27 protein-coding genes and 1 riboswitch are annotated in these 20,785 nt (G+C 34.5%); of the genes, 16 read left to right on the top strand and 11 right to left on the bottom strand.

Going from position 1 to position 20,785, the window contains the following annotated elements; all coding sequences use genetic code 11:
* The first annotated feature begins 119 nt into the window (after window positions 1-119).
* The 4 genes from ACXKY9_RS23555 (at window position 120) to ACXKY9_RS23540 (ending at window position 3,897) form a co-directional block, all read left to right on the top strand.
* A complete protein-coding gene (locus ACXKY9_RS23555; RefSeq protein WP_000728022.1) occupies window positions 120-611 on the top strand; it encodes an LPXTG cell wall anchor domain-containing protein in 492 nt (163 codons plus the stop codon).
* 89 nt (window positions 612-700) lie between these two features.
* A complete protein-coding gene (locus ACXKY9_RS23550) occupies window positions 701-1,321 on the top strand; it encodes a class D sortase (RefSeq protein ID WP_000771590.1) in 621 nt (206 codons plus the stop codon).
* Between the two features lie 39 nt (window positions 1,322-1,360).
* Window positions 1,361-2,050 carry a response regulator transcription factor gene (locus ACXKY9_RS23545; protein ID WP_000041848.1) on the top strand — a complete coding sequence of 230 codons (690 nt, stop codon included), beginning with the start codon at window positions 1,361-1,363 and terminating at the stop codon, window positions 2,048-2,050.
* A complete protein-coding gene (locus tag ACXKY9_RS23540; protein ID WP_000715407.1) occupies window positions 2,047-3,897 on the top strand; it encodes a sensor histidine kinase in 1,851 nt (616 codons plus the stop codon). Before ACXKY9_RS23545 ends, ACXKY9_RS23540 begins: the two co-directional genes overlap by 4 nt.
* Before the next feature lie 208 nt (window positions 3,898-4,105).
* Here the strand turns inward: ACXKY9_RS23540 and thiT are convergent, their stop codons facing one another.
* Entirely contained in the window at window positions 4,106-4,774 is a 669-nt protein-coding gene (thiT, locus tag ACXKY9_RS23535) for an energy-coupled thiamine transporter ThiT (protein ID WP_001246585.1), read from the bottom strand.
* An 86-nt stretch (window positions 4,775-4,860) separates the two neighbouring features.
* Window positions 4,861-4,962: riboswitch (TPP riboswitch) on the bottom strand.
* A 194-nt stretch (window positions 4,963-5,156) separates the two neighbouring features.
* Here thiT and ACXKY9_RS23530 point away from each other — a divergent pair.
* The 3 genes from ACXKY9_RS23530 to ACXKY9_RS23520 are packed head-to-tail and all read left to right on the top strand — an operon-like array spanning window position 5,157 to window position 7,556.
* On the top strand, window positions 5,157-5,384 hold the full coding sequence (locus ACXKY9_RS23530; protein ID WP_000060512.1) for a FeoA family protein: 228 nt from the start codon (window positions 5,157-5,159) through the stop codon (window positions 5,382-5,384).
* Window positions 5,381-7,369 (top strand): ferrous iron transport protein B, encoded by a 1,989-nt coding sequence (gene feoB / locus ACXKY9_RS23525; protein WP_001044844.1) that lies wholly within the window; start codon window positions 5,381-5,383, stop codon window positions 7,367-7,369. Before ACXKY9_RS23530 ends, feoB begins: the two co-directional genes overlap by 4 nt.
* A gap of 16 nt (window positions 7,370-7,385) precedes the next feature.
* Entirely contained in the window at window positions 7,386-7,556 is a 171-nt protein-coding gene (locus tag ACXKY9_RS23520; protein ID WP_000989593.1) for a FeoB-associated Cys-rich membrane protein, read from the top strand.
* Window positions 7,557-7,592: 36 nt separating this feature from the next.
* Here ACXKY9_RS23520 and ACXKY9_RS23515 read toward each other — a convergent pair whose 3' ends face one another.
* Complete coding sequence (locus ACXKY9_RS23515; RefSeq protein ID WP_000737499.1) at window positions 7,593-8,171, bottom strand: lipoprotein BA_5634 family protein; 579 nt, start codon at window positions 8,169-8,171, stop codon at window positions 7,593-7,595.
* Window positions 8,172-8,574: 403 nt separating this feature from the next.
* Here ACXKY9_RS23515 and ACXKY9_RS23510 point away from each other — a divergent pair, with 403 nt between their 5' ends.
* The 4 genes from ACXKY9_RS23510 to ACXKY9_RS23495 all read left to right on the top strand — a co-directional run bounded on the left by ACXKY9_RS23510 (window position 8,575) and on the right by ACXKY9_RS23495 (window position 11,083).
* Complete coding sequence (locus ACXKY9_RS23510) at window positions 8,575-9,240, top strand: PspA/IM30 family protein (RefSeq protein WP_000110280.1); 666 nt, start codon at window positions 8,575-8,577, stop codon at window positions 9,238-9,240.
* Window positions 9,241-9,319: 79 nt separating this feature from the next.
* The gene (locus tag ACXKY9_RS23505; RefSeq protein ID WP_000220321.1) at window positions 9,320-9,724 is read left to right on the top strand and encodes a DUF350 domain-containing protein; all 405 of its coding nucleotides are present in this window, start codon (window positions 9,320-9,322) and stop codon (window positions 9,722-9,724) included.
* A gap of 21 nt (window positions 9,725-9,745) precedes the next feature.
* Window positions 9,746-10,252 carry a DUF4178 domain-containing protein gene (locus ACXKY9_RS23500; RefSeq protein WP_000051746.1) on the top strand — a complete coding sequence of 169 codons (507 nt, stop codon included), beginning with the start codon at window positions 9,746-9,748 and terminating at the stop codon, window positions 10,250-10,252.
* Between the two features lie 12 nt (window positions 10,253-10,264).
* Window positions 10,265-11,083 (top strand): DUF4247 domain-containing protein, encoded by an 819-nt coding sequence (locus ACXKY9_RS23495; protein WP_000071185.1) that lies wholly within the window; start codon window positions 10,265-10,267, stop codon window positions 11,081-11,083.
* 259 nt (window positions 11,084-11,342) lie between these two features.
* Here the strand turns inward: ACXKY9_RS23495 and ACXKY9_RS23490 are convergent, their stop codons facing one another.
* Both ACXKY9_RS23490 and ACXKY9_RS23485 read right to left on the bottom strand, forming a co-directional pair.
* Window positions 11,343-12,215, bottom strand: a complete 873-nt coding sequence (locus ACXKY9_RS23490) for a YitT family protein (protein WP_000411244.1) — start codon at window positions 12,213-12,215, stop codon at window positions 11,343-11,345.
* Between the two features lie 187 nt (window positions 12,216-12,402).
* On the bottom strand, window positions 12,403-13,440 hold the full coding sequence (locus tag ACXKY9_RS23485) for a YdcF family protein (protein ID WP_000990102.1): 1,038 nt from the start codon (window positions 13,438-13,440) through the stop codon (window positions 12,403-12,405).
* Window positions 13,441-14,113: 673 nt separating this feature from the next.
* Here ACXKY9_RS23485 and ACXKY9_RS23480 point away from each other — a divergent pair.
* Window positions 14,114-14,347 carry a spore germination protein gene (locus ACXKY9_RS23480; protein WP_002062565.1) on the top strand — a complete coding sequence of 78 codons (234 nt, stop codon included), beginning with the start codon at window positions 14,114-14,116 and terminating at the stop codon, window positions 14,345-14,347.
* Window positions 14,348-14,515: 168 nt separating this feature from the next.
* Here the strand turns inward: ACXKY9_RS23480 and cydB are convergent, their stop codons facing one another.
* Both cydB and cydA read right to left on the bottom strand, forming a co-directional pair.
* Entirely contained in the window at window positions 14,516-15,544 is a 1,029-nt protein-coding gene (cydB, locus tag ACXKY9_RS23475) for a cytochrome d ubiquinol oxidase subunit II (RefSeq protein ID WP_000017662.1), read from the bottom strand.
* Window positions 15,534-16,883 (bottom strand): cytochrome ubiquinol oxidase subunit I, encoded by a 1,350-nt coding sequence (gene cydA, locus ACXKY9_RS23470; RefSeq protein ID WP_001286194.1) that lies wholly within the window; start codon window positions 16,881-16,883, stop codon window positions 15,534-15,536. The genes cydB and cydA overlap by 11 nt, the downstream gene beginning before the upstream one ends.
* A 224-nt stretch (window positions 16,884-17,107) precedes the next feature.
* Between cydA and ACXKY9_RS23465 the strand changes: the two genes are divergently transcribed.
* Complete coding sequence (locus ACXKY9_RS23465) at window positions 17,108-17,671, top strand: beta-class carbonic anhydrase (protein WP_000838164.1); 564 nt, start codon at window positions 17,108-17,110, stop codon at window positions 17,669-17,671.
* Here the strand turns inward: ACXKY9_RS23465 and yidD are convergent.
* Window positions 17,668-17,904, bottom strand: a complete 237-nt coding sequence (yidD, locus tag ACXKY9_RS23460) for a membrane protein insertion efficiency factor YidD (RefSeq protein ID WP_000809330.1) — start codon at window positions 17,902-17,904, stop codon at window positions 17,668-17,670. The genes ACXKY9_RS23465 and yidD overlap by 4 nt on opposite strands.
* 128 nt (window positions 17,905-18,032) lie before the next feature.
* Between yidD and luxS the strand changes: the two genes are divergently transcribed.
* The gene (gene luxS, locus ACXKY9_RS23455; protein WP_001141371.1) at window positions 18,033-18,506 is read left to right on the top strand and encodes an S-ribosylhomocysteine lyase LuxS; all 474 of its coding nucleotides are present in this window, start codon (window positions 18,033-18,035) and stop codon (window positions 18,504-18,506) included.
* 50 nt (window positions 18,507-18,556) lie between these two features.
* Here the strand turns inward: luxS and ACXKY9_RS23450 are convergent, their stop codons facing one another.
* The 4 genes from ACXKY9_RS23450 to ytzI form a co-directional block, all read right to left on the bottom strand.
* Complete coding sequence (locus ACXKY9_RS23450) at window positions 18,557-18,802, bottom strand: YczI family protein (protein WP_000916672.1); 246 nt, start codon at window positions 18,800-18,802, stop codon at window positions 18,557-18,559.
* Between the two features lie 353 nt (window positions 18,803-19,155).
* Entirely contained in the window at window positions 19,156-19,383 is a 228-nt protein-coding gene (locus tag ACXKY9_RS23445) for a DUF3953 domain-containing protein (RefSeq protein WP_000911652.1), read from the bottom strand.
* 12 nt (window positions 19,384-19,395) lie between these two features.
* Window positions 19,396-19,626, bottom strand: coding sequence for a DUF3953 domain-containing protein (locus ACXKY9_RS23440; protein ID WP_000944457.1), 231 nt, complete (start codon window positions 19,624-19,626; stop codon window positions 19,396-19,398).
* 1 nt (window position 19,627) lies between these two features.
* On the bottom strand, window positions 19,628-19,777 hold the full coding sequence (ytzI, locus tag ACXKY9_RS23435; protein ID WP_000472791.1) for a YtzI protein: 150 nt from the start codon (window positions 19,775-19,777) through the stop codon (window positions 19,628-19,630).
* 83 nt (window positions 19,778-19,860) lie between these two features.
* On the opposite strand from ytzI, the gene ACXKY9_RS23430 reads away from it, so the two are divergent.
* Together ACXKY9_RS23430 and mutTA are read left to right on the top strand one after the other, a co-directional pair.
* Complete coding sequence (locus ACXKY9_RS23430; protein WP_000448409.1) at window positions 19,861-20,178, top strand: hypothetical protein; 318 nt, start codon at window positions 19,861-19,863, stop codon at window positions 20,176-20,178.
* A gap of 84 nt (window positions 20,179-20,262) precedes the next feature.
* Window positions 20,263-20,742 (top strand): antimutator 8-oxo-(dGTP/GTP)ase, encoded by a 480-nt coding sequence (gene mutTA, locus ACXKY9_RS23425; RefSeq protein WP_000276385.1) that lies wholly within the window; start codon window positions 20,263-20,265, stop codon window positions 20,740-20,742.
* Window positions 20,743-20,785 lie beyond the last annotated feature (43 nt).

Genomic DNA, 20,785 nt, shown 5'->3' with positions numbered 1-20,785 from the left:
TACAATGAAATCTTTAAATGAAATATATTTCATCTGCATCTTATATTTATATCTCTTGCTTATTCTAGTAATACATCCGATGCGAGTAGATGTGAATAAAATATAAGGAGAGAGTGAAAATGAAAAAGAAACTATTACCAATTTGTGCAATGGCACTTTTAACAGTAGGATATTCTTCAGTAGCGAGTGCGGATACTGGAACAGTAACAAAGGAAGAAGAAGCGCAAGTACAACAGGATAAAGCTAAAAAAGAAGAAGCAATCAAGGAACAGCAAAAAAGTGAAATAGAGAAAAAGCAAGCAGCACAAGTACAAGAAAAAAATGATATGGCTAAAAAAGAGGAAACAATAAAAGCTGAGAAAAAAAGTGAAGAAGAGAAAAAGAGAATAGCGCAAGAACAGTTAAAAAACGATATGGCTAAAAAAGAAGCAGCGATAAAAGCCGAGCAAAAGAATGAAGTAGCTAAAAAAGAAGAAGCAAAGCCAGTTGTACAAGGTGAAAAATTACCAAATACAGCATCAAATAATGTAGCAATGATGGGATTAAGTGCATGTCTTGTAGCGGTAGGTACATTATTTGGTTTGAATCGTCGCAATAAGATTAAAGCGTAAATAAAATATTTTCCTATAAAGAATGGGATAATTTCATATATTAAAAATGGTAGGTTACTCCTACCATTTTTGGCATGGAGGAATGAAGAATGAAGTTACTCAATTATATCGGTATCATATTGATGGCTATAGGGCTATTCATGGGATCCTATTATGCTGTGGAATGGTATAAAGGAAGAAGCTCTGCCGGGCAATTAACGGCAGAAGAAATAAAGAGCCTTAAAAATATACAAGATACTCAACTTTCTCATGAAACACCTGTAACTTCTCAAGTGCCTTCTTCTCAAACAGAACATAAAGAAGGAGAAAAGGTAGCGATGTTAAACATACCGAAAATAAAGAAGAAGTTTTCTATATATTGGGGAGCAGATGATACGACTTTGAAAAAAGGAGTGGGTATGTTCGTTAGTGATTTAACGACAACTCCATCTGGAGGGGGACATACTGTACTGAGTGGACATCGAGATACTGTATTTACAGATTTAGAAGAGTTGAAAGAAAAGGATACCCTTGTTTTAGAGTATGATAATAAAACGTACACATATGAAATTCAAAAGACATGGATTACTCATGCGGATGATCGTACTGTTATTATAAAAAAAGAAGAACCGATATTAACACTGACAACTTGTTACCCATTTGATTATATAGGGGATGCACCAGATAGATATATTATCGAGGCGAAGTTAACTGGCAGTTATTCAAAGTGAAATTATAGTTTCTGAAAGCGAGAGGGGGATATATAAGTTATGTCAAAAAACATTTTAATTGTTGAAGATGAAGACATATTACGCGAAATATTAAAAGATTATTTTTTAAGTGAACAATATGTAGTGTTTGAAGCGAGGGACGGGAAAGAGGCTTTAGTTGTATTTGAAGAAGAAGAGGTTGATTTAGTTATTTTAGATATCATGTTGCCAGAACTCGATGGATGGTCTGTTTGCCGAAGGATTAGGAAGACGTCCGAGGTGCCTATTATTATGCTGACGGCGCGTGTAGATGAAGACGATACGTTACTTGGTTTTGAACTTGGAGCAGATGACTATGTGACGAAGCCGTATAGTCCTCCAATTTTATTAGCAAGAGCGAAACGATTATTAGAAAGTAGAAAAGCATCGAAGAAACCTTTAGAGAACGAAGATGATACGTTATCGATTCATGGCATCCATGTCCATTTTCCGTCGCGTACTGTTACTGTTGATGAGGCAGATGTTAGTTTAACGCATACGGAGTTTGAAATATTGGTGTATTTCATGAAAAATCAAGGAATCGTTTTAACGCGAGAGCAACTCATTTCAAGAATTTGGGGATATGAATTTGCTGGCGATGATCGAACGGTGAATAGCCATATTCGTAATTTAAGAAATAAATTAGGAGAGAAAGCAAAGTATATTACAACTGTAGTACGAACTGGTTATAAATTTGAGGGGAATGTATGAAGAAAGGAATTGTACTAAAATTATTTACTCTTACAACAGCATTATGTATGTTGATTTTAGCGACGATATTTATTGGACAAACGATATTTTTTAAACAATATTATGCGAATCGAAAAGTGGAAGATATTAAAGTGAATTTAAATTCTTTTGAGAAGAATTATTTAAATTATGCAGGAAATGCAGAAGAAATTCAGAAACTAGAGCAAGACTTTTTAAGAGAAAATAATACGTGGATTACGACATTAGATAAGAACGGGAATTTAAAACATGCAGATGATTTTTATTTTGAAGTAACGATAGATCGTAGGCAACAAAAGAGCTTTGGACAACAAATATTTAAAATTCCCTTAGGTAATCTCGTCAATATAGAGGAAATTGATAATAAATTATCAGAGCAGTTTTTAGGGCAAGAAATTTATTTTTCTGGAGTGAGAAAAGAAGATAGTTTTATTCCATTCTCTTTTTCTTTATCTAAGCAGAATTTAAGTGGATCTAATAAACCGTTAGAAAAAGCATTTAATGAGAAAATGAGCAAATTAAATGAGGAGAAAAAGAGAGCAGTTGAGGAACAACTTGTTAAGGAAAAGAAACCAGCTGTTCAGGAGCAAGCTGCTCAGGAATTAGGCGTTTACATAGGAGGACGTGTTACAAAAGTACAGTTACCAGATGTAAAAGGTCCTGTGAATCCAATTTATAAAAATGGCATCTTCTTAGATAGCATAAAAGAATTTCAAACTAATTTATTATTAAAAGAGAGCAAGCCCATACAATATACAACACAAACAATGGACTATGAAAAAAATGATATTAAATATAAATTATTAATCAAGCCAATAGAAAAAGACGGATCAGTAACATATATTTATGCGATGGCTTCTTTACAGCCCGTAGATGAAGCTGTACAAATGGTGCAAGATTATTACATCTATATCATTGCATTTGTAGTCGTTCTTATTTTGTTAGCTTCGTTCTATTACTCAAAACAAATTGCCAAACCGTTATTAAAAATAAATGATACGACGAAGAAAATAGCACAATTAGATTTTACAGAAAAAATACCGATTACTTCAAAAGATGAAATTGGAGATTTGTCGAAAAATATTAATGTGCTATCAAATAAACTCCATTCACATATTGGACAGTTAGAAGAAGATATTGAAAAGGAAAGAAAGTTAGAAAATACACGGAAAGAATTCATTTCTGGTGTTTCGCATGAATTAAAAACACCGCTAAGTATTATGAAAAGTTGTATTTCCATTTTAAAAGACGGGGTAGCTGAGCATAAAAAAGAGTATTATTTTCAAGCGATGGAGAGAGAAGTAGACAAAATGGATACTTTAATTTTGGATATGCTTGAGCTAGCTAAATTTGAATCTGGTACATATAAAATGAAAAAGTCTGCGTTTTATATTGATACAGTAATTGAAGATATATGTGAACATCTATCTGTGGAAATAGAGAAAAAAGAACTTCATGTTCATAAAAATATACATTCATTTGAAGTGATTGCAAATCAAGGCCGGATTGAACAAGTCATCGTTAACTTCATTACGAATGCCATACGTTATACACCAAATAAAGAAGATATTATTATTTCTGCAATAGATGAGAAGGATCGTATAAAAGTTTGTATTGAAAATAAAGGTACTCACATTGAAGAAGAACAATTAGATAAAATTTGGGATCGTTTTTATCGCGTGGATACAGCTCGTCAGCGTTCACAAGGTGGGACGGGACTGGGGCTTGCTATTTCTAAAAATATTTTAGAATTACACGATGCTGAATATGGAGTGAAAAATACAGAAGACGGTGTATTATTTTACTTTTACTTACCGAAAAAAGCGTAGATAATGCATGCTACGCTTTTTTTAATTTATTTTCATATTATCTTTACCTAATCTTTATTTTTAAGCGATATAATCTGGTTAGAAAATGAGGTTATGTAAGGAGTCGATGAACCGTGCATAGCAATTGGCTAAGTATAATGGTATTTATTTTCTTTTGCGCATTTATTGTATTTTTAATTAATATTACGATATGAAAAAAGAGCGCTCATTAAGCGCCCTTTTTTTGTGTATTCATTTGATAAGCACTGATGCTTTTGAATAAGCGTGGGGAAGTGAGGAATAAAAATATAAGTAAAACTGTACATAAAATAAAAGAACCAAGCATTGTACTTCCATTTACGATTAATGAATATAACACAGCTGATTGACCTTTCGGCGCATATTGTCCCCAGAAAATAATACCGGCAATAAAGTGACAGAAATAGCGAGCAAAGCTACCGACAAATGTAGCAAGGATAATGTAAACAAGGATTTTCTTACCATGGTTTTGTTTTGCTGAAGGTTTTTCATTGCGACTACCTAAACTTGAATGTTCTTCACTATTTTCATTAGACGTTAAAAGTGCTTTTTGAATTGGACGATAGAATAAGCCAGCAAATCCGATAAAAGCAAAGGCAATGAAGTACTCAATGAATGCTTGAACAGGTGTTAAAATATAAGCATCCCCCACGACTATTTGTAATAGTCCCCAAACTAAACCACCTAAGAAAGCTGATTTAAAGCCCCAGCGGTAAGCGATAATAAAAATAGGAATCATAGCGAATGAGATAGAACCGCCTGTTGGAAGTTTAAGTGATAATGGTAAAATATCGATAATCATGGCGAAGGCTGCAAGAATAGCAGATTCGATCATCGCTTGTAAATTAGTGTTACGCATGTTGTCTCCCCCTAAATCCAAGTTGTACAAAAAAGAATAGATATCATAGGAGGATACGAAATACGTAAATAAAAATGAGGTATGTATTTCGGACGTTTGCACAATCCCTGCGTTAGCATTAACTAACAGGTTCGAAGGGTCGGAACGAAGTGTTCCCTCTCAGCGGCATGGCTCCCCCAGTGATAACGAGATTCTTTATTTGCTATTGTTTATTGTAAGCGAAATGGATGAGAATGGCAAACGAATACAGTATGACAATAATTGAAATAGAATTGTAGCGAAATGTTAATAAATATGAAGCAAAAGGGTATAGTACAAGAGAAATTGGGTGTGGTATAATTTTTTTGAAAATAATTATCATTCTCTTCTGAGGGGGAAGGTTATGAGTTTAGTAGATATTAAAATTGGAGAGAAAGTGTTAGTAAAAAGTATTCAGTCTTTAGATCAGCTATTAAAGCGTAGACTAGCTGCTTTCGGTCTTGCTGAAGGAAGCGAACTTCGCCTGAAACAGAAAGCGATGTTTAAAGGTCCTTGTACATTGGAGTGTCGTGGACAGTTAATTAGTATTCGTCATTGTGACGCGAAAATGATAAAGGTGGAATTAGCGTGAATAAGGTAGCTTTGCTAGGGAATCCGAATACAGGGAAGACATCATTATTTAATGCACTTACTGGTTCTTATGAGTATGTAGGAAACTGGAGCGGTGTAACAGTAGAAAAGAAGGTTGGTAAATTAAAAGATAGACAAGGAACATTAATTGATTTACCAGGTGTTTATGATTTAAATCCAGTTTCACGTGATGAAGGTGTTGTAACAAACTTTCTATTAACAGAAGAATTTAATCATATGTTAAATATCGTAGATTCCTCGCAGTTTGAAAGAAATATGCATTTAACGTTGCAGTTACTTGAATTTGGTAAGCCAGTCTCAATTGGTTTAAACATGGTTGATGTGGCGAAGCAAAGAGGAATTGTCATTGATGTAAAACGATTATCAGAACTATTAGGTGTAACAGTCGTTCCTGTTGTTGCAAGGAGTGGAAAAGGCTGTGAAGAACTGCTTACGACTCTTAAAGAAAATGACAAAAAAGAGAAAAAGCCATTCCTTATTTCATATGGTGTACAAATGGATGAAGGAATTGGAGAAGTAATTGCTCTTTTAGAGACAGTGAATTACGAGCATCCGAGATGGTTAGCACTTCAATTTTTAAGCAATAACGAAGTAGTAGAAAAAGAAATGAAAGCATTACCAATTTATAAGGAACTCATAGCCATTCGATCTCGCTTAGAAGGAAAACTTGATTGTACGTTAGAAGAGCACATTTACAAAACTCGTGAAGCGTATATTGAAAAGTTAAAAACAAATGTTATGAAGCATGAGAAAGAAGGAAAAATTCCTTTTTCAGAAAAAATTGATAGATTAATTACACATAAAATTTTAGGACTTCCAATCTTTTTAGCAGTTATGTTTTTTATTTTTCAGGTTACGTTTACGTGGATTGGTACACCTTTATCTGATATGTTAGATGAGTTTTTTGGTGGCCAGCTTACGGATTGGGTGACGGCTGGACTTACAAGTATTGGAGCTTCTCATTTTATTCAAGCACTCGTTACAGAAGGTATTATTGCCGGTGTTGGTGCTGTATTAGTATTCGTACCACAAATCTTTGCACTATTCTTTTTCATTTCATTATTAGAAGACTCAGGGTATATGGCGCGAATTGCAGTTGTTATGGATAGAATTATGGAGTTTTTCGGCTTAAACGGAAAAGCTTTTATTCCGATGATTATCGGTTTTGGATGTAACGTTCCAGGTATTATGGCTGCGAGAACGATTGAACAGGAGAAAGAACGTTTACTTACCATTTTAGTAACACCATTTATGTCTTGTTCAGCACGATTACCTGTATATGCATTATTTGCGGGCGTATTCTTCCCGCATAGTCAGGCGACTGTTGTATTTTCTTTATATGTTGCAGGGATTGTTCTTGCGTTATTAGTTACAAAAATTATGTCTCTTACGATTTTGAAAGCGGAAAAGTCTATTTTCGTAATTGAATTACCGCCTTACCGTGTGCCACAAGCGAAAACATTATGGCTGAGCACGTGGGAGAAAGGAAAAGGATTTGTTCGTAAAGCTGGTACATTCATCTTTGGTGGTTCGGTTGTCATTTGGTTATTAAACTATGCAGGTCCATCAGGATTTGGTGTTGATATGGGAGACAGTTACTTAGCGATGATTGGTGGATTTATCGCACCGCTATTCGCACCGCTCGGCTTTGGAACGTGGCAAGCTGCAGCATCCCTTTTAACAGGATTTTTAGCGAAGGAAGTTGTCGTTTCTACAATGGCAATTATTTATGCAGTTAAAGAAGATGTGCTTGGAAATGTAATGGGAGTACATTATACAGCATTATCAGCTTATGCATTTATGTTCTTTATTTTATTATATGTTCCGTGTTTAGCGACGGTAGCTGTTATTAAACGTGAAACAGGATCAGCGAAATGGACGATTTTCTCAGTCGTTTATCCACTCGTAGTTGCTTATGTATTAACGCTCATTATATATCAAGTTGGATCCTTACTCGGATTCTAGAAGGAGATGTATTACGATGATGGTCAATATTATAATTGGAGCTATCATTTTTGGTTATGCAGCATACACGTTAGTTAATTTTGTAAAGAGAAGTAAAAAGGGAAAATGCGCAGCATGTTCTTTAAATAAGTCATGTCAGTCGAAAACTTGTAGTCCAGATATGGAACAAGTTGCTCATAATAAATAGAAAAAAGCTTTGCGAATGTCGCAAAGCTTTTTTGTTTTACTTTTTAATTTTTACAAGTTGAGAAGCTTCGACGCCGTTGTAACCAGGGAATTCTTTACTTGGGTCTTTATCAAATTTTAATACACCTACAGATTTTTCATCACCTTTTACATTGTTGTAAGTTGCGTCATCGACAATCGCATACATATCTGTATATGCACGGCCACTTCCGATAATTGTGTTGCCTTCATATTTTAATTTCGCTCCATCAAGTGTAGCATTTTTTACTTTTTCTTTTGCAAATAATACACCTTGTTCTGTTGTTATAGCTGGTAATTTATCAAGTGGTTTCGTGTTGTCTTTTTCATCAACTTTGCTAAGTAACTCTTTTTTCACTAGTTCCTCACCAGTTTTCTTATCCATTACAAGAACTTTTTTACCATCTAATGTTGTCATTTTCATTTTATAGAAGTCTTTTTCTTTCACTTCTTTTTTGTTTTTATCTGTAATTTGCTGAACTTGTTCTTCTGAGCCGTACAGTACAAAACCGTTCGCTTTCTCTCCTAATAAAGAACAACCTGATAATGCTCCAAGTGAAATTGCTGCTGCTAATCCGATTCCTACTAATTTTTTCATGATGATTTCTCCTTTTATATGTTTTATATTAAATACAATTTTTGTATTATTGCTTACAAGTGAAGAAGCTTGTTTGTTGCTTCTGGTATTAGTGTATAAGAAATATTAGAATGCAACTATCGAGTTAGCTTACAGTAACATTACACTTATGTAATTTAGTGAAATTGCACAAAAGTAAGTTAATTTCAAAGAGGAATAATGAGAATATATTAGAAATACAATATTGTATATAGAATGTCATATTATAATGGATGTATTTTGGAAATAACATGTAAGGACATATTAGTTTTGTTATAATAAACACATAGGCTGTAAAAATGAATATTCTTTACTGTAAAGGGAGATTTTTCAGTTTTCCAAGTAGTGAATTTGAAATATGAGGTATATCATAGGAGGAATTTAGATGTCTGTATTTAAACGATTAAGAGATTTAACAATGTCAAATGTGTATTCGTTAATTGAGAAAGCGGAAGATCCAGTTAAGATGACGGATCAATATTTACGCGATATGCAAGCGGATGTACAAGAAGCTGAGAAAAGTGTAGCAGCTCAAATCGCGCTTGAGAAGAAATTCAAAATATTATTTGAAGAGCAAGAAGCACTTGTGAAAAAACGTGAAGAGCAAGCTCATATGGCTGTTCAAGCTAATAACTTAGATCTTGCGCGCCGTGCACTAGAAGAAAAACAAAATGCGGAGCAAAAGATGAATGAGTATAAAGCAAGCTATGAGCAAAATAAAGCTGCTGCTGATAACCTGCGCCTAAAGCTAGAAGAAATGCGTAAGCAATTAAATGAGCTGAAAAATAAACGTGAGACACTTGTAGCGCGTGTAAATGCGGCGAAAGCACAAAAGAATATTAATCAGGCGATGTCTGGATTTGATTCAAACTCAGCAAAAGCTGGTTTAAGCCGTATGGAAGAGAAAGCTCTTCAATTAGAGGCTGAAGCAGAAGCGAGCGGTGAAGTTTATAAGAAAGAAAAATCATTAGATGATGAATTCGCAAGCTTAAACAAAAATTCTGCTGTTGACGATGAATTAGCTCGTATTATGAAGCAGTATGAGAAATAATATAGAATAGAGACAAATGAACCGACATGTCTAAATATATTCATGTCGGTTTTCTATTATATTTAGAGGAGGTTTTGCAATGACATGGACAAATGTATTAGCCATGCTTGTATGGACTGGAGCGAGTGCAGTACTTTTATTTGCAATTATGTGGGTTGATTCAATTTTTACAAAATACAATGATTTAAAAGAAATCAAAAATGGAAATACAGCTGTAACAACTCGTTTTATTATGAAATTATTTGCACAAGGGTACATTTTATCTCAATCAATTACGAAAGCAAATGACTTATGGCAAGCACTTCTTGCATCAGCAGTTTCTTTCGTTATTTTATTAGTGGTAGAAATGTTTATCGAATTCGTATTAAAGAAAATGTCTGGTCTTGATTTAGAAGAAGGTACGAAAGAAGGCAGCGTTGCACATGCGATGTTAGCTGGATCATTACATATTGTTGGTGCACTTATTTTAGGTGCTTGTTTATAAAGAGAAAAGGAGGGGTAAATCATGAGTTTATTTAAACGAATTAAAAATATAATGAAAAGCCCAGAGCCACCGAAGCCGGAAAAGAGTCTTTTAACGTTAGCTCCTGGCGATATGATTGAAGTGTCATTAGTTATGTATGAATTAATTGGGAAAACGAGTATGCATTCGCGTAAGGAAATTGTTTTGACATTGCAAGATGGAAAAGACATTCGTTATTTAAAAATTGAAGATCGTGAAAATACGTATTACAAATTATATACACCAATTGATGGTCGCTTAGATTCAATTGATGAAATTCCGACGACAATTGAAATGGATGATACCGAGTACCATATGGAAGAACAATATAACGGACGTGTTGTTGTGATGGGAAAAACTCCATTCTCAGCTTCAGAAGAACAGTACGTATGGGAATTCCAATCAGACAATCGAAAATTATTGCGTATTGAATGGCAAAATGGTCGCACAATGATGTATGAGGGAGAAGCAATCATTCCTGCTGATGTACAAATTATAAGAGCAACGTAAGGGGGCGTAATCATGTCAAACCGATTGTTTACCATGATTAAATCGTTTGTAATCCCTATACTTGCTATCGTTATATTACTTGTTGTTGCTGGTTATGCCTTATCAGGTTGTCAAGGCGGGCAGACAAAGTCGATTCAAGACCGTTATCCACTTGAATCTGTTGCCAAGGAAGGTAAACAAGAATCTTACGTGTATAGGGCCGCCAATCGGTCAGTTCCTGAAGTAGCGAAGGAACTCATTAACGAAAGAGAACCGAAGCAAGCATCTAAAGAAGACGAAAATCAAATGTTCCTCGTTTATTCTGATAAGATTTATAACCTGCAAAAGGATAAAGAGAAACCATCTGATACGTTAATTGAAATAAGTAATAAAGAATTTGTCCGTCAAAATTACCAACCGTCCTTCTTGCAAGGATATATTATGGGTAGCATATTAAACGATATATTCGGTTCAAAAAGATCATCATCCGGTGATTACCGAGGATATAATGACAGACAAAATCATCAACCAGTTATTCCAGAAAGACCACCTACAAAAGAAGAAAAGAAAACCCCACCTCCAATTACGAAGGAAGGGAAAGGGTCTATCATTAAGCGAGGCGATAATGTAGATTCGAAACCATCAGTAGGTGATAAGGGAAGTATTACTGAAAAAGGAAGTAATACGACGCCCCCACCTTCTACTGGAAGCAAGGGGAAAATTACGAAAACACCAGGCGGTTCAAGCGGATCAGATGTGAAGCCAAAATCATCTATTAAAACGCCGCCAAGGAATACATCTCCTCCGAAAACGAGGGTCGGTGGTTCAGGAAAGATTACGAAGAGAAGATAGTGTAGAGGCCAAAAAGTGGAATTTGCTTTTTGGTCTTTTTTCGTGTTATGGGAATTAATCCCTTTCAGTTGGTACGATTTAGGCATAAGGGGGCGAGTAAAAATATATCAGCGATTATTAGAATATATCGACCACAACTCAAAATATATCAGCGATTATTGAAATATATCGACTTACCGACAAAAACTGACAACGATAGCAACTTAATAATAAAAAGAGGGTGTGCCAAAATTTTGGCACACCCTCTTTTATATAACGATTAATGAATATCACGTTTCTTGAAATTACCGCCTTTTACTTCTGCTACGTCATAAACTGTAATAAAGGCGTGTGGATCGATTTCATTAATAAGTTCTTTCATTTTACTTTCTTCTAAACGGTTAATTACGCAAGAAATTTCTTTGAATTTCTCTCTTGAATAACCACCGTATACTTCGTTATATGTTGCACTTCGGCCTAAACGATCGCGAATTGTTTCTACCATTAATTCAGGCTCTTTTGTAATAATTTTAAATGCTTTTGAACCACTTAAACCAACTTCAACGATATGAATCACTTTCGAAGCGATAAAGTAAGCAATTGCCGAAAGGATAGCTCCTTGAAGACCGAATACCGTTGATACGAAAATAAATACGAACATGTTTAAGAATAAAATAAGGTCACTCGTTCCAAATGGTAACTTACGAGAAAGCAATACAGCAAGCATATCGATCCCATCTAATGCCCCACCGTTACGTAATGCTAGTCCCATACCAAAACCGATGATAATACCACCAACAACTGTAACTAATAATGTATCGCCTTCAATAATAGCTGGTATTCCGTGCATGACAACGGTACCTACTGCTAATGAAGCAATTCCGATAATAGAATAAATCGCAAAGCTTTTACCGATTTGCTTATACCCTAACCAAACGAAAGGAATGTTAATAACTGCGATTAGAGCTCCTAATGGCAATCCAAATAATCTTGAACTAACGATACTTAAACCAGTCACACCACCGTCTGATACGTTATTTGGAATTAATACTGCTTCTAATCCGTACGCTGTGATAAATGCCCCAATAATAATCATCAAAGCTTTTGAAGCAATTTTTAGCTTATTGGGCTTGTTTTTGATAATTTTCTCCATATAATTTCCTCGTTTCAAACTAGTTTCTTATTTGTTACGTAATTCACACCTAAATTTTATTTTAACATTTAATTTGAAAAAATTCTCCTTTAATGGATGTATGCAGGGAATATTATCACCATATTATCTTTAAAATATTTTTGAAATCAGTATAAGAAATCCCATCCTTTCAAAGGATGGGATGCTATTAAGAAAATATAAAACTAAGTACTGATACGAATAAAGCGAAACCTAAAATAGTTCCACATATTTTCATATGGCGCTTACGTCCCATTACGACAATCGCAACATATTCGCGAATCATTGCGTTAGGCCAGTAATAAAATGCAGTTTTTGACCCGATTCCTTGGCTATTAAGACCAGCTTGTCTAGCGTATATGCCAGCGCGGAAAAGGTGGAAATTATTTGTGGTAAAAATACTTTTATATTTACCTTCAGGTTTTAAAGAATCCATAATTTCTTTAGAGAACAACATATTTTGATATGTGTTTACAGAGCGATTTTCTTGCACCGTATGTTCAAGAGGAATTCCTTTTTCAACAGCATAATTTTGCATTGCTTCTGCCTCTGGAAGACCTTCATCTGGACCTTGACCACCAGAGAAAATAATTGTTGGTGGTGTATTTACAGCTGCTTGTTTCCAATAGAAGTCGATAGCTTTATTAATGCGGCTTGCAAGTAATGGTGGTACTTTATCATTAATTAAGCCGCTACCAAGAACGATAATGAAATCTTGATTACGTCTTGGTCTGTTGAATTGGTATAAAAAATATGCGCTTAAGAAGTTAGATAAGTGTATAAAGAAATAGAAGCTTATAAGAGAAATAGCTGCAAAAATAGGCTCTAAATGCGATGAGACCAAACTTGCTGGGTTTATAATAGGGAGTAACATAAAGAATAACATCCCTAAAGCAGCAAGGAGTGTTAAACAGTTAGTGAACCGTCTTCCTTCTCGCTTCATTAAAATTCTAGCATTAAGAAATAGCCCAAACATTAAAGCAACAATACCGAAAGGAAGCATAATAAGAAGTGCTAAAATAGGTAAAATTATAATATAGCGTAGGACATCACTACTTGAATTTACAGATATAATCACACAAAAAAGAAGGAAAAAACAGACAAAGGAATTAAATAAAAAGCCGTTTATTATTTTTCGCGGATCTTTTAAATATGAGATAAGAAAAATAATAAATAATATAAGAGGAATAATTCCGAAATACATCATAAATATAGTACACCTCAATTTGTATAAGAATTTGACATACCTTTTATATTACATGATTTTATAAGTGAAAATGAAAGAAAAAGGATTTTGAATTTTCTCAATAAAATATATGGATACATATGTTACAATATATTCAAAGCGATATATTAAAAGTAAAATGGTTGAAAAGGCACTCAATAGAGTGCTTTTTCTTTTTGTATGCAATTGTGCATATTATATTTTTTTTCAAATGAAGAGGATTACAATATAATTTGTAGACAGACTTTATAAAGCAGAATTTAATACAAACATTTCCCTCTACTTTTTGTATCTAACAATCGTATAACAATAAATAATTCTGTTTTATAGTGTCTGTTTTTGAAAGGTGTCTTTTTTGAAGGCACCTTTTTTTATTAGTATAGATAGTTTTCACTGTTAGCATAGTGTAAACTATCTATACTAAACATTAGCAATCTTCCGTATAAATATTATCAATTTACTATATATTCCAGTGGTGTTAACCTACATATGAAAGGCTTTCTTTTTCAAAATATTACCCCTAATAAAATTTTGAAGAAGTCAACTGTCTCCAAACTTGTCTTTATGCTTAAAGAAAAAGCACTCAAATTGAGTGCTTTTTCTTATTGAAACATGCTATTTTTCTAGGCGATTTTCATAAAATAAAAGTAAAGAAATGAAAGTGGGTGACAAAATGCCGGCAGTTGTGGAAGGTGTTATTATTGAAAACTGCAATGGAACAATTAATGTAGGGGATAAATATAACGTACAGCCGATTGAAAAGACGAAAGCTTATAATGGATCGGGATCATCAAATACAGGAATGAAAGTACAAACGTTTAGCGGGATTAGTACGGCGGATGTAAGGGATAATGATGCGTATGATCAAGTTATTCAATCAACGTTATAATTTTAAAATGCAAAATTGCATAAAGTAACATGTTTGTTGTATGTTACACTCTAGCTGTGAGCTGTTAATGATTCTTCTGTATTATAGTTGTTAGATTAGAAATATAACATCTTATCGAAAATCATACGTACAAAAAAAGACACTTCAAACGAAGTGTCTTTTTTTACTTTAGTGATACCCTTTAGCAGAGTCTTTATGAATTTTATTTTTAAAAATACTGTAGCTCCAAAGCTGATATCCAATAACGATTGGTACCATAACCATTGCAACGAAGAACATAATTTTTAAGTTTAATTGACTACCAGCTGCGTTATATAACGTTGTACTGTATGCATCGTTAATACGAGATGGTAACATTCTTGGGAACATACCTGCAAAGCCAGTTGTCATAAACATTGCGATTGTTAGGCAAACGAATGTGAATGCAAGGCCAATTTTATGTTTGTACACCATAATAAGTGCGAGTACACTCATTAGCATTGCAAGTACTGGAAGAATGAATAGTACCGGATATTCCGTAAAGTTTTGGAATAAGTTTGTCCGATTAGCAGTTGCTACATAGAAGATAGCTAAAATAATAGCAGCTGCCATTGAAAATGGTCTTGCGATTTTATAAGCACGATCAGATACTTCACCAGTCGTTTTAATCATGACCCAAAGGGCACCGGATACGACAAATATAGCAGTGAAGAAAAGACCACCTAATATACCGTAATGGTTTAGTAAGCTAAGTAAATTTCCTTCATAGCCATTTTTTCCGATTTGTAGTCCGTAATAAAGATTAGCGAATGTAACACCGAATAAGAAGGCGATTAGGAAACTGCCAATTGCAAATGCCCATTTACAAGTTTTTTGCCAAATTGGTGAATCATCTTTATGCATGAATTCCAGTCCAGCGGCACGAGCAAATAGTGCAAGTAATACTAAGAATAACGGTGTATATAAATAACTAAACATATTAGCATATGTGACTGGGAAGGCAGCAAATGTTGCGCCACCAGCTGTAATTAACCATACTTCATTACCGCCCCAGAACGGGCCAATTGCTTCTTGTAATTGATTTCGTTCTTGTCGATCTTTCGTAACGAAAGGAAAAATCATTCCGTTACCAAGTGCATACCCGTCAAGAATGAAGTAAACTGTCCAAATCACGCCCCATAAACCGAACCAGATGATTGCAAGCATATCATGAGACATGAGCTACACCTCCCTCAGTAGCAGGTTCTTCTAATGCGGCAGGTCCTTTTTTCGCGAACTTCAGCATTAAGTATACGTCTGCGATTAAAAGTAAAGTGTAGAATAAAATTAAACTAATTAATGAGAACCAAATTTGCGGGACAGATATAGGTGATACAGATTCTGCTGTACGCATTAGTTTATATACTGTCCATGGTTGACGACCTACTTCAGCGACAATCCATCCTGCGTTAATTGCGATATAAGGAAGTAAGACAGACCATATTGTAATTTTCAAATAACGTTTTGAGTTTTCTAGTTTTCCTTTTCGGTTTAAATAGAAGCCATACCAAGTTAATGCCATAAAGAACATGCCGAGTGCAACCATTAAGCGGAAGCTATAATACACGAGGTTAACATTTGGACGTTCATCTTTCGGAATATCTTTTAAACCAACAATTTCGCCATTAAATGAATTTGTGTAGAAGAAGCTTCCGAGTTTTGGAATCGTAAGGAATTCAAAGTTCTTCTCATTTTTTACATCAGGAATTTGAACAATTGAGAAGCCTTGTCCTTTTCCAGTTTCCCAAACTGCTTCCATCGCAGCACCTTTTGCGGGTTGATATTTAGCTGCTGATACACCAGATTGATGTCCCATAAACGGTGTAATTGTTGCGGCGAATAAGCCTAACATTAAACCAAACTTAAATGATTTTTTGAAGAATTCTACTTCATTTTTACGTAATAAGTGATAAGCACTAATTGCCATAACGAAGAAAGCACCTACGATATAACAACCAACTACAGTATGGAAGAACATGTTCCAAGCGTATGGATTCGTAACGAGTGCCCAGAAATCATTTAATTCAGCGCGGCCGTTACGCACGACGTATCCAACAGGGTTTTGCATAAAGCCGTTTGCTGTAATAATCCAAAGGGCGGAAATGTTTGTTCCAAGTGCAACCATCCACATACAGAAGGCACGGAACTTTGGTGAAATTTTGTCTTTACCGAATAACCATATTCCCATGAAAGTAGATTCTAAGAAGAAGGCAACGAGTGCTTCGATTGCGAGAGGGGATCCGAAAATGTCTCCCATATATTTGGAGTACTCAGACCAGTTTGTTCCAAATTGGAATTCCATCGTAATCCCGGTTATAATCCCCATTACGAAGTTAATTGTAAATAATTTACCCCAGAAATTTGCCATTTTACGGTATGTTGGATTCAATGTGCGGGCGTATTGAGTTTCCATACATGCTACTAAAATGACAAGTCCGATTGTCAAAGGTACAAATAAAAAGTGATAAAAAATAGTAATTGCAAATTGAAAACGACTCAGTAACAGAACGTCGGACATAATAAATATTCACTCCTTTTTTACATTATCTACAATCAGTTTATAGTGAAAATACGTTTAAAGTATGTGAAACTTGTTACAAAGATGTGTGTATATTTTGAAAGAATTATGTCGATTATCTGAAAATATCTTATTTTTACTATAAAGCGATATCCTTTTTGAGTTTTTCATATTTTGGTACACTATTTATGTAGTGTAAACGAGAGAAAAGAGGGTCCTTTACTATGAAGTCATTAGAAGAGATTTTGCAGTACAATGAGAAATTTGTTGAAGAGAAAAAATATGAAGAGTTTGTAGCGGGGAAATTTCCAAACAAAAAAATGGTAATTATTTCTTGTATGGATACACGACTTGTTGAACTATTACCAAAAGCGATGAATATGCGTAACGGTGATGTGAAAATTATTAAAGTAGCAGGCGCTGTTATTTCACATCCATTTGGAAGTATTATGCGTAGTATTTTAGTCGCTGTATACGAACTTGGCGCTGATGAAGTATGTGTAGTTGGTCACCATGATTGTGGTATGGCAAAAATTCAAGCAAGTAGTACGATTGAGAGAATGAAAGAACGCGGTATAACAGAAGAGAAATTAGATATGCTTCGTTATTCTGGAATCGATTTAGAACAATTCTTGCGCGGTTTCTCTAGTGTGGAAGAAAGTGTAGAACATAGCGTATCAGTACTTCGCAACCACCCATTACTTCCGGAAGAAGTACCTGTTCACGGTCTTGTTATAGATCCTGATACAGGAAAATTAGATTTAGTTGTGAATGGTTACGACAATTAAGAATTTACTTTGTCATCCTTTTTATCTGGGACAGGATCAAATCCTCCCGGGTGGAAAGGGTGACATTTTAATATACGCTTACAAGTAAGCCAAAAGCCTTTGAATGCACCATGTTTTTGAAACGCTTCTAATCCATAATGAGAACAAGTTGGATAAAAACGGCATGTTGGTGGTGTCATCGGAGAAATGAACTTTTGATAAAAGCGTATAATCCCAATAAAAATCTGTTTCATAACGGTCTCCTTTTCAGCATATTCTTAAAGTATTATAGCACGACTGTACATAATACTTTACTAATGTGCATTTCCGTTATATCATATTGGATATAACGGAATTAAATTAAAAGCGGGAGAGATGTTGTATGCCATCAGTAGAAAGCTTTGAATTAGATCATACGATTGTAAAGGCACCTTATGTAAGACATTGCGGAGTTCACAATGTAGGTAGTGACGGTATTGTAAATAAATTCGATATTCGTTTCTGCCAACCGAATAAACAAGCAATGAAACCAGATGTTATTCATACGTTAGAGCATTTATTAGCATTTAATTTACGTAAATATATTGATCGTTATCCGCACTTTGATATTATCGATATTTCACCGATGGGCTGCCAAACAGGATATTATCTTGTAGTAAGCGGAACACCGACAGTACGAGAAATCATTGATTTATTAGAACTAACATTAAAAGATGCGGTTCAAATTACAGAAATTCCGGCTGCAAATGAAACGCAATGTGGTCAAGCGAAGCTTCACGACTTAGAAGGAGCACAACGCTTAATGAACTTCTGGTTAAGCCAAGATAAAGATGAACTTGAGAAAGTTTTTGGATAAAAAGAAAAACTGCCTGTGAAAGGGCAGTTTTTTTATTGTGCTAAGAGCGACTATACTCTTCTTTTGTATGAAAATATATTAGATACTCCAACATATAAAATAAAGGCAGAACAGAGAAAATAAACAAATGCTTTCGCTTTTTGCTGCTTCTTTATTTCATCGATTCCAAAAAGGATACACATAATACTTAAAAGGATAGACACGTAAGGTAAAAGAATAGTGAAGTTTGCAAAGAAGCTAAATAGGGCGAGAGAAAGAGCGATAGTGGCGATTATAATTTGAATGTTTTTTAACATGGAATCCCCCTTAAGTAGAAAGAAATAGTTACTGAGAGAAAATAATTATAAATGCTAAATTGGTCAAAATTTCATTCTACATATAACGAAAGTAGTTTGATATTAAAAAGAAGAATATGAGACTGGAAACGAAAAAATACGGGATACTCATTGATTTTCGTCCGGATTTCAATTCATTAATTCCTAGAAGAATAAAGAAACAACTGAGAATAAATTGTACGTATGGGAGAAGTGAAAAATTATCGGTAACATGGATATAAGTGCTTAGAATGAGTAAGAGAAGCATGAGAAATGCTAAAAAACTCCGTAATATAGTTAGAGTTAGCATTGTATAGCCTCCTTTAGACCATTTACTAGAATATTTCTGTGAAACCAATAAATAAAGCAGCGGCCCCTGCTAGTAGAGCGAGCAGACTACCTCCTGTTTGTCGTTTTAATATTTCCTCTAAACTTATGGTGAGGGCCATACCTCCTAAAAAGATGAACATATAAGGCATTATTTCTCTACTACCAGTAAAAAATCCATAGATTGCTATAGATAAGGCAATAAGTGATAAAGTAATCCGACCCCCTTTTAGCATAAAAGACCTCCTCTATTTTATGTAGGTAATAATGAGAACTATCCAAATGAAAGCACCGGCAATAATACAAATAAATCCAGTTGCTAATTCCTTTTTCTTTATTTGTTCAAATGCGATGAGAAACATTAAAGCCCCTAATAGAAATTGTGAAAGAGGTAAAAAATTATTTTGACCTGTATATAATCCAATTGCCGACATAACGATCACAGTGAGTGCTACTATGATGCGAAGTATACGAAGCATATTAGGAATTCTCCTTATTCTTTTTTGTATAAGGATTGTCTTCTAGTTTATCGACGGAATGTTTATAAGCATAGCCTTTATTAATTGTCATGATGGAGAGTACGAGGATGATTAGGACGATGATAATACCGATAATTAATATTTTGAACATAAAATCCCTCCTTTTCTTTATTTTACATAATTTTGTAATTGATGAAAACAATAGAAAATAAAAGGATGAAAGAAGGGTGTTACATGGAGACGAAAAAAACATATTATATATCAATAGGAAATGGTCAAATTTCACAAGTGAAGACGGCGGATACGTATAATTTTGAGATTTCCGCAAATGATGAGGAAATTACGGAATTAAGAGAGCACTTTGATCAAGCATATGTAGAAGATTTAGGGTCATTTGTACGCTCCCACGTTCCATTTGTTGAGTATCATCACGATTCAAATAATGACCGATATGATGAACAACTACAAAAAGCATATAAAATGATTTACGATTTAGGAAATCATGAGACGAAAGAATTAGTCGCGCAAATGGGAATAATCAATGGATTGTAATTGGATAATATTATGCAGAAAAGCGAGAATATGCTACAATTTGTGGTAGGAAAAACTTGTAACCATCAATAGGGGAGTAATGGCATGTACAAATTTAAAGATTATTACCACAACACTGTACAATTATCGTTTGAACGTTATCCATTTTCTCCTGAGCCAAAGCATGTTTGGGTTGTATGCCGGTACGGGGATCAATGGTTATTAACGCATCATTTACGTCGCGGTCTTGAATTTCCAGGTGGTAAAGTAGAACTAGGGGAAACACCGGAAGAAGCGGCAGTTCGAGAGGTTCATGAAGAAACCGGCGGCATAGTTTCTGATTTAACTTACTTAGGACAATACAAAGTATCTGGAAAAGACAAAATAATCATTAAAAACATTTATTTTGCAACAATTAGTGCGGTAGAAGAACATACGCATTACGAAGAAACGAAAGGGTCTGTTTTATTAAAAGACATTCCTGACAACATTAAAACGAATAGAAAATTTAGCTTTATAATGCGCGATGACGTATTAGCGCGTACGATGAAACATATAGAAGAAATCGGCTGTTTTACGAAGTAAAGTAGCCGGTTTCTTTTTTTTGTATGTAAGAATAAATGTAAAT

This window comes from Bacillus sp. 2175 (assembly GCF_057812155.1).
The sequence above is the reverse complement of the archived record's forward strand: the minus strand, read 5'-3'. Positions and strand labels throughout refer to the sequence as shown.